Below are 12,047 nucleotides of genomic sequence, written 5' to 3' on the forward strand. Positions count from 1 at the left end.
AAACACTTCCCGGTCGGGCAGGTGTTTCCTTCTTTTATGGCGAAACACAATGTCTGTCATCTCTTCTGCGGTTTTCCCTGAACATCTCCTTACTCAGCTTCAGCAGTCTGCTGACGCAGTTGTCCGGAGATTGAAATCTTTCATTTATCAGCATCGCAACAGCAGTTGGTATGTCAACGGCTCGGGCAATTATGCCGTCCGTGCGCATATCACCTCTGTCAAAGATCAGGGCGTTAACGTCTTTCTTACCATTCGTACAGGTTGCCACCGCGCTGAGTATGTATTTCACCGCCTGCCGGTTTCCTTTCCTGAGGGAATTACAGGTCGTCGAAACGCATACCTCTATGCCTGCCGTCAGGCACAGCATCTGGCACACCTGCGCTACCGTTTTCTTTCCGGAGGGCATTCTCATGACTGAAGCACTGCACGATGTCTCTTTCCGTATTCTGTCGATGTCTGAGACGCGACGGGATGTATGTCCCGCTCAGTATGGCCTCGTAAGTGGCGTTTTCATCCGGGGCGAAATCCTCAGAGATAACGTCTCCTGTGGCGAACAGGTTTTTGTCGCACCGCTCGGTGATTGTGATCCAGCTGACCCCGAACTCTGTGTCTGGTGTCAGTATTACGGATATTCTTCCCGGGTTAAGGCCGGCGACATACTGGATGGTGTGGCCGTTTCTGGCATAAATCTCACCGATCCACTGTCGTTAGCTGTGCTGCAACGCCTCCGCTTTAATCCTGAATATGTGTATCAGGAGCAATCTGATTCATATGCACTGAACTGATCGGCTGATGAAGGCCGTGACCGTAAAATGTTGTGCACCCTGACGGGGATATCTCTCCGTCGGAGGGAATATCCCGTTATTTACCTGAGGATATACCCATGCACACAGACGTTTATACGCTTAAAACTCCACTGGACACGCTCAGCTGGCTTTGCCTGCTTGAGAGTGAACTCCTGAGCATCAGGGCATTTCAGCGTCTCGATCTACATACGGACCGGGATGAACCGAATGAACTGACGTTTCTGGAAGATTCCATCATTGGGACCGGCACAGCTTATGGCTGGTTTGTCTTTTTACTTGGGGAAGGCGATATTCCGCCTTTGCCTGATACGTCTAAAAATCTGCTCTTCACGTTGGACGAGCTGGGAAAAGAAATTAACCGGCCCTTCTGGGAGAAGGCCGTGGATGAAGGTATCCAGGATGCCCGGTGTGATCGGGCTATAGCGGCTCTCGAACGGATGTAACCAGCAGACAGAACACACCCTGACGGGGATTTACTCCCGTCCGGGGGATAAATCCCCTTTTTTTTTCTTCGCGGAGGATTTATCAATGAAAGACCTGTCTTCTTCCCCGGCTTCCATGTCGGTTGTCTACACCATCGAGCACGTCAGCACGGTTCCGTTGCGTCACTGGCATGCTTTCGTTCTGGCCGTAACAGAAACCTTCTGGCAATTGCCGGTGTGTCTGCGTCCGGGAAATATGTATCTGCCGTCGCTTAACCGCGCGGCTGACCTGTTTCCGGTTGCTGATGTCATGGCGTTCTGTGGCGATTCAGGCGGCTGTTTCTGGCCGGTCAACATGACCATTGAGCGGGAGCGCAGCCACAATACGCTGAGTATCCAGGAGCTGGATTTTCAGCATCAGCCCTGCGATTTCTTTGCGCGTGTTGTGATGGTCCTGCTGCATAACCTGTGTCCGGACAGCTTCCGGATACATTCTTCAGACGAGGGTCGCAGCTGGGCGTTACCGTTACGCTGGATTGGACAACATCTCGGCCTGCCTGAGCAACCGACGCTGAGCGCGCCTCAGCCGGTACTGAAAACACCGGTAGGCGAGGGCGCGTTTGATTCCCTGCTGCTGCAGCTGCTCTCCGGTGGTGAGCGGGTGCTGAGCAATGAGGACTGGAACGCATTCGTGCTGGCGGAATTCCATCTGTACGAACTGAAGCGGGTCGCGGAAACATCTGACTCGTTTTAAACAGTAATGACTTTAACCCCGTCGGGAGAGATGACTCCGGACGGAGCGGCTCTCCCGTTTTTACAGGAGAGCCCCATGCTTTTTTTCGACAATAAAGACCTGACGAACGTCCTGCTGACCGCCCGCATGCGGGGAGGCCAGCTTCATCTGGCAAAGGATGAGGGTGTTTATCTGATGCCGGCCACCGGTGCCTGGCAGGGCAACGATCCGGTGCCGCGTACTGCGTATGCCGCAGGGTGTCACCCTCAGAAAAATGAGGACTGGTACGACACGGCGCGCCTGCTTGCCGGCGGCGATGATTTCATTGAATCACTGACGATAAGCGACGCGATCGCCACCTCTGTACTGTCCGGCAGGACGGACCTGAGGATCCTGATTACCGACACACAGATACAGGTGCTCACCGCAGCGACTGACCGGGTGAAAGTGGCGCAGTATCGCCAGAAAACCGGACGTTAATTCACCCCGGCAGGGACTTTTCCTGCCGGAAAGGTTCCTGCCTCTTTCTGAACCGAAGGAGGCCCGTATGGGACTGGATATTTTTCTCTACAGCCAGCACCGGCAGATCGTCGCAGTACCGGCACCGTATCATCCGGTGTGTGAACTGAGCCGCGATTTTTCACTGATTACCTGGGTGGATAAGCATGTCGGTGAGGTGGAAAACGCGACCTGTCTGGAACTGTCACGCGAGCATATTCAGCAACTGAAAGAGAGGCTGGACTGTGCGATTGCGACATTTACAGAGGGTAATGAGGATAATCCGCTTCTTCAGCGCCGGCTGCAGTACGTTTTCACCCTGCGTGACAGGCTGGAAAGCCTGCTCAGTGATTTTGACTTTGAACATGAATACCTGTGGTTTTATGCCGCATGGTAACTGACTTCTGAATTTCCCGTCGACGGGCGTATCTCTGCGCCCGTCGGCGCAGGGGTATGCCTCTGATTAAAGGTATATCTCATGAAAAAAACGACTTCACACAAGGCGGCCCGCCGTCCGGCAAAACAGACTGACCTTTATCGCCAGATCACCGACCGCATTGTTGTCGCGCTGGAAAACGGCGTCGCGCCCTGGCGTAAGCCGTGGCGCGCGGCTGCCGGCAGCGGTCTGGCCGGTCTGCCCCTGAATGCCACAACCGGACGTCACTACAGCGGCGTGAATGTCCTGCTTCTCTGGATGTCAGCGGAAGAGCAGGGTTTCCGCAATAACCGCTGGATGACTTACCGGCAGGCGCAGCAGGCTGGCGGGCAGGTGTGTAAGGGAGAGAAAGCCACCCTGGCGGTGGTTTATAAGGACTGGACGAAGCAGGCGGAGGATCGCGAAGGCAACCGCCTTTATGACAGTGACGGTAAACCGCTGATGGAAACCGTGCCGATGCTCAAACCCCTGCAGCTGTTCAACGCTGAACAGTGTGAGGGGTTGCCGGCAGAGGTTGCGGCTTCTCCTGAACAACCCCCGACGGTGGATGAGGACGGCATACTCTGTCCGGATGTGATGAACAGGGTGATCCGGATGTTTAACGCCACAGGGGTTAAACACCGGATGCTGCCTCAGAACCGGGCTTATTACCGCCCGCTGACGGATGAAATTGTGATGCCGGTGGCTGAGCAGTTTTTTACGGAGGCGGACTGCTGGTCCACGCTGTTGCATGAGCTGGTACACAGCACCGGTCATGCGAAGCGACTTAACCGGGAGGGGATAACCTCCTCATCCCGCAAGTTCGGGGACCCCGTGTATGCCTTTGAGGAGCTCATCGCCGAAATGGGCAGCGCGTTTTTGTGTGCTCAGCTCGGCGTGTTCGGTGAGGTTCAGCACGACAGCTATGTGGACCACTGGCTGAAGGTGCTGAAATCTGACAAAAAGGCCCTATTCCGCGCCTGCCGGCATGCCCGGGAAGCGTCGGAATATCTGCTGGCACTGCCTTTAAGTCAGGCTGTGGCGGCGTAATTAACTTATCCGGTGACGGTTATTCCGTAATTGTCGCCGTCCCGTGAGGACACCGCTCCTCACGGGGCTGTGTCCTCTTTTTTTTATGAAAGAGGAGTATTCACTATGTCCGAATGGTGTCATAACCGCCTGGAAATCACCGGTAAATCCGTCTGCATCGATGTCATGCTGCAGTGGATAAACGGAACTGACGTACCGCGTCACCGCCACGCAGTGCAGCAGAGCATACAGCTGTTTCTGGCCGGCGCGGCGGGGATGCTCAAGCCGGTGCGCACCACGTCGTATCCGCCCTGTCAGGGGTTGGTCCGTGCAGGCACAGGGCTTTCCACTGCGGCCAATCAGGCGTTTGAAAGCTGGCTGGCATTGTTGCTGAAGGATGCCGTCCTCGATACGGAAACCATCCGGGCCATTGACCGGCTTTATCACCAGTCAGGTCTGGGCGCGCTGAAATGGGAGAATATTCCCGGCCCGGCACGTGAGATTATGGCGGAGCTGATTGCCAGAAAGTATACCGACTGGTTTGGTCTGGTCAGCGCCGGCGATGAGTCTGATGCCGCAACTGCCTGGGAGCGGCTCAGCCAGTATCCTGAACGCTCCCAGCCCTGCGATATGCTGGCCGTCATACCTACGCGGCTGACAGCAGAGCTGAACGGCGCCGGGGGGCTGATGTCCGGTGTGTCGACCACAACCAGCCTCTACTGCCGGCAGTACGGCATGGAGTGGCCGGCCGGGCACAATGTCACCTGGCAGCGCCATACGCCAAACAGTCTTACGCTGCAGATGGATACGCCCTGGCTCCCGCCGTCAGGTGAGGTTGTCGGGGAAATCTCAGCGGTGTTTGACTGCGAGGTGCGTCACAGCTACAGCGAGCCCGTGAGCGGGCTCAGCGGTTACGACTGCTATGACGGCGGCGAACATGTCGACGGACATAAAGGTGCGGCCGGCGCGTCTCAGCCCGGTCAGGTGCTTTATCTCGTCAGCGATGAGCCAGCGTTACCTGCTCAGGAACCTGCATCATATCGTGAGGTCCGGGGGTAAAATCCTGCTCCTCCGTTAACCCGGCCACGGCAATGCCGTGGCTTTCTACCCTCAGGGGACACGTCCCCTGGTCAGGGTGCGTGTTCCCTTTTTTATGGAGAAGACGCATGCCTGGCATGATTAACCACGAAAAAGCCTTTGTTAAGTTGTTCAGTCAGACGGCCCGGTATCATCACCGGTTTAAAGTGTTCGAAGACTTCATCAGCTGCAGCGTCATCGCGCTGGAAAACCGGCTTTGCTTCAGTGAAGCCCGGGAGCAGAAGTATTTGCGTATAGTCGGTGGATACGAAAAGGAGGACGTCACGCGCATGGCGCAGCTGCTGGCCCACGTTGTTAACGGGCTGGGTGACGCGTCCGGGGACTTCCTGGGCCGCGTCTTCATGCAGCTGGAGCTGGGTGATAAATACAGGGGGCAGTTTTTCACACCTTATGGGCCCATATTAACTGTTATGTCTTTTTAAATTTAGTAATATCAATGAGTTATGCTTACTATTTCAACTAATTATTTTTCTTGCTAAACGTGCATGCCACTTTATATGAAAAAGATCTTTACGCATCTTCCCCATGAAAGGGAGGCCATACAGTTGTTTTTCGGGAAAGGATTAGAAGGGTGATGACATATTCATATTGCTCTGATTGTATTTTCATTTCACGAACTGAAGCGTCTTTATCTGCATGAGGGAACCAAATTGATGCAGGGATCTTCATTCCTGCTCTTTCCATCGAAATGTTCTGGTTTGCAGCAAGTGAGCCTTCTGGAATACATACAACATTACGTTGTGTGCGAAAGAAGGCTCCGTTACGGCGAGCCGCGGGGCTGGAAAAGGCCCATTTCATGTACCCGTCACGAGATAAAATGAATACGGCATTTTCTTCAGTACATTCAAGCCATTTCAATGTAGCTGCTGTCAGCGATACCCCATAACGGATCGCATACTGACGTAATACTTCAATATCAATGTCTGGCGTCAACTGTTTCCGGAAATCATTGAATGGCATCAGTAAGTAAGACGCAAATAAATCTGCTTCTGATTCAATATTTTTATCTTCCCAGGATAGCATATCATCACTGCTACATCTGAACTCATCACGATTTAGACGATGAAGTATGTAATGTCCCAGTTCATGTGCCTGAGTGAATCGAATTCTCCCCGGGGACGTTAAGCCGTTATTATAAAGTAGCATCCAACGGCTGCGGGCTTCATTGGCAATTAATGCACCATCAAATCCTTTGATGTCAACGGGTTCTATTTTTACTATAGGGTCAGCCCATTGGAATAACTCTGCGGCCCCTAGAGACAACTCACCAACGTTAACAGGAAATCGTTCTGTGCCGTGAATCTCACTGAAAGTATCGCAAATTTTTGTTAGCCGAATAGCTGCTTTTTGAGGCGTCCATATCTCTTTTTCTGGCATAACTAAAAGTCCTTTTTAAAGGTGTCCAATATTTTTCTTAACTGTGCTTTAGCCTCAGGTTCAAGGTTTTTATAGCCTCGAAAGAAAGCATCATCAAGATGTCTTTCTTCCGGTTCTCGAAGATCATCTTCTAAAAAGAAACTAGTCCCAACTCCCAGTGCATCTGCCAGGGCTGTGAGCTTTTCTGCCGAAGGACGTTGAGACTCGCGATTTTCCAGTTCCCATAGATAGCTTTTACTCAGTCCAGCCATGTCAGCGAGTTTTTCCAGTGTTAATCCACGCTGTTTACGCAAATCGCGAAGTTTTTCGCCAAGACGGGTTGCCATTGTTACATCTCCTCATTTATCTCTTTCATCATTGTACCACTATTCCGAACAAAAAGTTTGACAAGTATGAAAAATGCACTCATTCTTATAAAAAGTTCGCTATACCGAACTTTGTGGCCGACGAAAATGAACATGGCATGTCGTCCGGCTTGGATAGAGTGAAGACTTCTAGTGAGGATGAGATGTCAACAGAACATGTCGACCATAAAACTATAGCGCGATTTGCCGAGGATAAGGTAAATCTTCCAAAAGAAAAGGCTGATGAATTTAGGGAACAGGCCAAGCGATTACAGAACAAACTGGAAGGGTATCTTTCCGATCATCCTGACTTTTCATTAAAGCGAATGATTCCATCAGGTAGTCTGGCTAAAGGGACTGCTCTTCGCTCGTTAAACGATATTGATGTGGCTGTGTATATCAGCGGCTCTGATGCACCACAGGATTTACGTGAGTTACTTGACTATCTTGCTGATAGATTGCGTAAAGCATTTCCTAACTTTAGTCCTGATCAGGTTAAACCCCAGACATACTCTGTAACGGTTTCCTTCCGAGGCTCTGGCTTAGATGTCGATATTGTCCCTGTATTGTATTCGGGGTTACCTGACTGGCGAGGTCATTTGATAAGTCAGGAAGATGGCTCGTTCCTTGAAACCAGTATTCCTCTGCACCTTGATTTCATTAAAGCCCGCAAGCGTGCTGCCCCGAAGCATTTTGCTCAGGTTGTCCGTTTAGCGAAATATTGGGCTCGTTTGATGAAGCAAGAGCGACCGAATTTTCGCTTTAAATCATTCATGATTGAATTGATTCTTGCAAAATTACTGGATAATGGTGTGGATTTCTCGAATTATCCGGAAGCTTTACAGGCATTTTTTACCTATCTGGTGAGCACTGAATTACGTGAACGCATTGTCTTCGAGGATAATTATCCTGCGTCAAAAATAGGCAAGTTGTCAGACTTAGTGCAGATTATTGATCCCGTTAATCCTGTAAATAACGTTGCTCGTTTATATACGCAGTCTAATGTGGACGCCATCATTGACGCCGCAATGGATGCCGGTGACGCTATTGATGCTGCATTCTATGCACCAACCAAGCAGTTAACCGTAACCTATTGGCAGAAAGTTTTCGGTTCTTCATTCCAGGGGTGAAATCATTATGTCTTCTTATAGTTATACGGTAGCAGAGACACAAACTTTCAGCGTAACCCACGCTCGTCACATGGCTGCTAAAGTTGCAACTGACTTGCGGCGGATGCAGCGTTTTTATGGTTACCCCAGTGATGCTGACATTGAAGCATACGAAGAAGAATTGGTTGTGTTTCTTAAGGCTGGATATTTGGGGGAGGTCTCTTATGGTTTTCAGAAAAATAATAACTGGATCGAGCCGACCCTTCGATATACCGCAGGCGACTTGCTTGGTTCAGGAACAGATGACGACCCTGGAAAAATCCGCCCAGGAAAAGATGTATCGGGTGCATCCTTCTACAGTTTTATGACTTATAGCTCGAAATATCTGAATGCTACTCAACCGGAAAAAGATACTGCTTTGAAAGATCTACCATTCAAACGGGTTGGTGCCCAGTCTCCAGGGATTAATGGTTACCTCGAAAATGATAAAACTTATTCGGCCGGTGGTCGCTCCCTCACTCGCACTAGCGTAAGGAATTATGTATGAACGTAAAACCATCACTTGATGAATTGTTTGAGCGGCGTATTAACTTCCCTGACTTTGAGCCTCAGGAGCGCTTGGCTCGTTTAGTTGGCCTTGATGAGCACAAAGAGCGATTATCCAAAATATTAGGTTTGCTTGTAAACCCTTATGGGATTCAGGAATGGGCCAAAAAATATCATCCAGATGCTCGCGCGGCTGTTGATACAGTACTCAGACGGCCACCTTTAATTGTATTGGCTGGGGATGTGGGCTCAGGTAAAACAGAGCTGGCGGAAACCATTGGTGATGCTGTTGCCCGACAAGAAGATATTGATATTATGTTGTATCCTTTGAGCCTTGCTACCCGGGGGCAGGGTAGAGTTGGCGAAATGACTCAGCTGGTTTCAGCTGCATTTGATTACACCATTGAGGCCGCAGATAAATTAAAAAACACAAATGGAAAAGCTCGTGGTGCGGTTTTGCTGTTGATTGATGAAGCTGATGCATTGGCTCAATCCCGGGAAAATGCTCAGATGCACCATGAGGATCGTGCTGGTGTAAACGCTTTTATTCGTGGAATAGACCGGATCGCCAATCAGAAACTACCAGCGGCAGTTCTTATGTGTACTAACCGGTTGAAGTCTCTCGATCCGGCCGTCCAGCGTCGTGCTGCTGAGGTTTTAACTTTTTCCCGGCCAAATGATGAACAACGACACTATTTGTTGCATTCAAAACTTGCGGGGTTGGGATTAAATTCTACGGCGATAGAAGAATTAGTCAGGTTAACCGGTCCAAGGGACACGAATTCACCGGGATTTTCTTTCTCAGATATTACCCAGCGGCTAATTCCATCAATAATTCTTGCTGCCTATCCATATAGCGCAGTGTCAGTTCATTCAGCACTGCAGGTAGTCAATAAAATGGCACCAACACCTGCATTTATTGACCGCTAATAATATAGTAAAGATAAATTCCCATAAATAGTATTATGGGCTATGCATGCTTAAGAAACGTATGAGTATTACTGAGTAAAGGAATTTATTATGTCAGATTGGTCACTTTCTCAACTATTTGCTTCGTTACATGAAGACATTCAACTTCGACTGGGAACTGCACGTAAAGCTTTCCATCATCCAGGGGCTAAAGGGGATGCTAGTGAAGGAGTATGGATTGAAATGCTCGATACATATCTTCCCAAACGCTACCAGGCAGCTAATGCTTTTGTAGTTGATAGTTTGGGTAATTTTAGTGATCAGATTGATGTGGTCGTTTTTGACAGGCAATACTCACCGTTTATATTTAAATTTAATGATCAAATAATTGTTCCAGCAGAAAGTGTCTATGCGGTTTTTGAAGCGAAGCAATCAGCGTCAGCAGAGCTTGTTGCTTATGCCCAGCGAAAAGTTGCAAGTGTCCGCAGACTTCATCGTACCAGTCTTCCAATTCCGCATGCTGGCGGGACATATCCAGCCAAACCACTCATTCCAATTTTGGGTGGGTTACTTACTTTTGAAAGTGACTGGAGCCCTGCATTGGGAGCGTCGTTCGACAAAGCTCTTAATGGGGATTTATCAGATGGTCGACTCGATATGGGCTGTGTTGCATCACATGGGCATTTTTACTTCAATAACATTGATGGGAATTTCAATTTTGAACCAGGAAATAAGCCAGCTACTGCTTTTCTTTTCAGGCTTATTGCACAGCTTCAATTTAGTGGCACTGTGCCAATGATTGACATTGATGCTTATGGAAAATGGTTGGCTAACTGAGTACTGCTTTGCTTTTTTTATTTATTTCGAGAAGGTTTGTTTTTTAGATTGTAATTCAGCATTTCATTGATGGTTGCCAGTTTTGTTATTCGAAGCCGAAGTTGTTGGATCTCATCCTGTAAAACTTTGTTTTTGGCATTTGCATCCTTTAATTTTTGATGTTCTATTTCCCTAGGATTTCGGGGGGTATTATCTGCTATCCTCCTGATTTCATCTGCGATATCTGGATAGTAGTTGTGAATCAATGAAGTGCTAACGCCCGCTTCCCGAGCTACGCGAGAAATATTTACAGGTTTCTTTAAAACCATAAGCTTCCTGATTATATTCCTGAATTTCTCACGGCGAATATGTGCTGGCTCATGTTTGTGGCTCATCGGTGTCTCCATCGTTGAGATTAATACCAAAGGATAGCATCACTCTCTTACAATGAGTTATATCAGCGAATATTCGCTTCTGAGATGACTGGTTTTTAATACTACGCTGTAATATTTTCAGGTCTTCATATAGTTTCTGGTATGCGGAAAGATGTGCAGAGTCAATCACAGCGTTTTGACATTCGCTACAGCGCAACATATTTTGCGAAAAATTACCCGAACATTTTCTGTTATCTGCTGTGCACCAGGCATGACCATTGCTTCGTATTGCAATGCTTTCTGCAATTGATCGCAACATATGTTCATGACTGTGAAAAATGTGGGAGGCATCGGTTTTTCTCCAGTGCTTCAGACTCTCACCATAGCCTCCTGCGAGTGGCGTTTCAGACTGGAGCCACTTGCCAATCAGGGTTGTTTTTATTATTGCTACATCCTCTTCTATCTCACTAAGCAATGTCATTTCCTGAGAAGCATTCACTGCATATCGCAGTGTCATATCAACAGACCAGTGCTTAAAATGTTCGCGAAGATAACGAAGGTCACCAAACTGACTTTGCGCCGCATAGTTGGCGAATTTTCGCCGAAACTGGTGTGTACTGATAGCCCATGTAATACCATGATATTTGCAGAAAGAACGCAGACGTAGATTCCACTGGCCGCCATTTAATGTCCGTACTACCCCCGTATGAGGATGCTTCCCCGGAAAGAGTGCTTTCAGGTGGCGTTCAGCCTCCTGAATCTCTGGATCATCCGGGTTGATGAGTTTTTTCCGTTGTATTTCAGTTTCTAACTCTTTATGAAGGGGAAGTGCTAATTTTTCCGCCACTCTGATTGCTTTTACTGCTGCAGGTGGGATCATCCACTCCGTCTGTCCTTCCCCTGTCTTTGTTGACCGGGAGCGCATCCACCAAAGTATCTCACCGTTTTCATGTCTGACCTTATAGCACGCACCTGTTTTTAACCATGCCAGTTCGTGATTCCTGCATCCCGAGAGGCTTGCGATGATAATGTAACAGGCTGTACTGAGATAAGTCAGAGCTTCATACAGGGCCTTTGGTCCTGATTTCCATCCTCTTGTTATCAGGCAGTTACTTCGGGCAAGTGAACGAGTTGACGGGCTTTTATGTGCAACATTTTTGCTGATCTGTTGCAGGGCATCACGATGCTGAAGTAGTTCACTTGCCTGGGTCAACCGATGCCAGGCATGCTGGAATAAGGTGGTGAATACAGAATCTGGCATCAATGGAGTTTTTTGCATCGCGAGGTCATTCATTCTTGCCAGTCTGTGGGATGATGTTCCGGGCCAGGGATGCGGAATCATTTTGTCCGGGCAAAATTGTCCCAGTTCAAATAACGTTTCAACGGCTGCGAGTCGGCGGGACAGCGTTGCTGGTTTCAATGGTTCATCAGTGTTAATGCGTTTATACTGCTGTAGATATCGAGCCCAGGCCAGACAATGTTCAACAGTAACTTCATTAAGTGTGTGAATATTTTGGAAAGTCAACTAGTTAAGAAATCCAGTAATTTCCGATATAAACGCTGTTATTGTT

The 12,047-nt window shown here is 48.8% G+C and carries 16 protein-coding genes and 1 pseudogene; 13 read left to right on the plus strand and 4 right to left on the minus strand.

Going from position 1 to position 12,047, the window contains the following annotated elements:
• The first annotated feature begins 49 nt into the window (after positions 1–49).
• The 9 genes and pseudogenes from EKN38_RS25745 to EKN38_RS08090 all read left to right on the plus strand — a co-directional run.
• Positions 50–418 carry a hypothetical protein gene (locus EKN38_RS25745; protein WP_170264741.1) on the plus strand — a complete coding sequence of 123 codons (369 nt, stop codon included), beginning with the start codon at positions 50–52 and terminating at the stop codon, positions 416–418.
• Positions 411–785, plus strand: coding sequence for a hypothetical protein (locus EKN38_RS08055; RefSeq protein WP_126521952.1), 375 nt, complete (start codon positions 411–413; stop codon positions 783–785). Before EKN38_RS25745 ends, EKN38_RS08055 begins: the two co-directional genes overlap by 8 nt.
• Positions 786–883: 98 nt before the next feature.
• Complete coding sequence (locus EKN38_RS08060; protein WP_006781400.1) at positions 884–1,249, plus strand: hypothetical protein; 366 nt, start codon at positions 884–886, stop codon at positions 1,247–1,249.
• An 85-nt stretch (positions 1,250–1,334) separates the two neighbouring features.
• The gene (locus tag EKN38_RS08065; RefSeq protein ID WP_126521954.1) at positions 1,335–1,982 is read left to right on the plus strand and encodes a hypothetical protein; all 648 of its coding nucleotides are present in this window, start codon (positions 1,335–1,337) and stop codon (positions 1,980–1,982) included.
• A gap of 75 nt (positions 1,983–2,057) precedes the next feature.
• Positions 2,058–2,441 carry a DUF3085 domain-containing protein gene (locus EKN38_RS08070; RefSeq protein WP_250899553.1) on the plus strand — a complete coding sequence of 128 codons (384 nt, stop codon included), beginning with the start codon at positions 2,058–2,060 and terminating at the stop codon, positions 2,439–2,441.
• 67 nt (positions 2,442–2,508) lie between these two features.
• On the plus strand, positions 2,509–2,856 hold the full coding sequence (locus EKN38_RS08075; RefSeq protein ID WP_029591441.1) for a hypothetical protein: 348 nt from the start codon (positions 2,509–2,511) through the stop codon (positions 2,854–2,856).
• Between the two features lie 81 nt (positions 2,857–2,937).
• Positions 2,938–3,924 carry an ArdC family protein gene (locus EKN38_RS08080; protein ID WP_126521956.1) on the plus strand — a complete coding sequence of 329 codons (987 nt, stop codon included), beginning with the start codon at positions 2,938–2,940 and terminating at the stop codon, positions 3,922–3,924.
• Between the two features lie 105 nt (positions 3,925–4,029).
• Positions 4,030–4,962 (plus strand): DUF1281 domain-containing protein, encoded by a 933-nt coding sequence (locus EKN38_RS08085; RefSeq protein ID WP_126521958.1) that lies wholly within the window; start codon positions 4,030–4,032, stop codon positions 4,960–4,962.
• Positions 4,963–5,069: 107 nt separating this feature from the next.
• Positions 5,070–5,393: pseudogene (locus EKN38_RS08090) on the plus strand (SAM-dependent DNA methyltransferase); the annotation flags it as partial.
• 118 nt (positions 5,394–5,511) lie between these two features.
• On the opposite strand, the gene EKN38_RS08095 reads toward EKN38_RS08090, so the two are convergent.
• Both EKN38_RS08095 and EKN38_RS08100 read right to left on the minus strand, forming a co-directional pair.
• On the minus strand, positions 5,512–6,378 hold the full coding sequence (locus EKN38_RS08095; protein ID WP_126521960.1) for an ImmA/IrrE family metallo-endopeptidase: 867 nt from the start codon (positions 6,376–6,378) through the stop codon (positions 5,512–5,514).
• A gap of 2 nt (positions 6,379–6,380) precedes the next feature.
• Complete coding sequence (locus tag EKN38_RS08100) at positions 6,381–6,704, minus strand: helix-turn-helix domain-containing protein (protein ID WP_001515173.1); 324 nt, start codon at positions 6,702–6,704, stop codon at positions 6,381–6,383.
• A gap of 182 nt (positions 6,705–6,886) precedes the next feature.
• On the opposite strand from EKN38_RS08100, the gene EKN38_RS08105 reads away from it, so the two are divergent.
• The 4 genes from EKN38_RS08105 (at position 6,887) to nucC (ending at position 10,123) form a co-directional block, all read left to right on the plus strand.
• The gene (locus EKN38_RS08105; RefSeq protein WP_126521962.1) at positions 6,887–7,852 is read left to right on the plus strand and encodes a CBASS oligonucleotide cyclase; all 966 of its coding nucleotides are present in this window, start codon (positions 6,887–6,889) and stop codon (positions 7,850–7,852) included.
• 7 nt (positions 7,853–7,859) lie between these two features.
• The gene (gene cap7, locus EKN38_RS08110; protein ID WP_126521964.1) at positions 7,860–8,378 is read left to right on the plus strand and encodes a CBASS phage resistance system CD-NTase-associated protein Cap7; all 519 of its coding nucleotides are present in this window, start codon (positions 7,860–7,862) and stop codon (positions 8,376–8,378) included.
• A complete protein-coding gene (gene cap6, locus EKN38_RS08115; RefSeq protein ID WP_126521966.1) occupies positions 8,375–9,307 on the plus strand; it encodes a CBASS phage resistance system CD-NTase-associated protein Cap6 in 933 nt (310 codons plus the stop codon). Before cap7 ends, cap6 begins: the two co-directional genes overlap by 4 nt.
• 90 nt (positions 9,308–9,397) lie before the next feature.
• The gene (gene nucC, locus EKN38_RS08120) at positions 9,398–10,123 is read left to right on the plus strand and encodes a CBASS effector endonuclease NucC (protein WP_126521968.1); all 726 of its coding nucleotides are present in this window, start codon (positions 9,398–9,400) and stop codon (positions 10,121–10,123) included.
• Positions 10,124–10,140: 17 nt separating this feature from the next.
• On the opposite strand, the gene EKN38_RS25895 is transcribed toward nucC, so the two are convergent.
• Positions 10,141–10,497 (minus strand): hypothetical protein, encoded by a 357-nt coding sequence (locus EKN38_RS25895; RefSeq protein ID WP_214581369.1) that lies wholly within the window; start codon positions 10,495–10,497, stop codon positions 10,141–10,143.
• Positions 10,481–12,001, minus strand: coding sequence for an integrase (locus EKN38_RS08130; protein ID WP_126521970.1), 1,521 nt, complete (start codon positions 11,999–12,001; stop codon positions 10,481–10,483). Before EKN38_RS08130 ends, EKN38_RS25895 begins: the two co-directional genes overlap by 17 nt.
• Positions 12,002–12,047: the final 46 nt, after the last annotated feature.

Origin of the sequence: Enterobacter sp. WCHEn045836 (assembly GCF_003965585.1) — a bacterium.
GTDB lineage: Bacteria > Pseudomonadota > Gammaproteobacteria > Enterobacterales > Enterobacteriaceae > Enterobacter > Enterobacter dissolvens.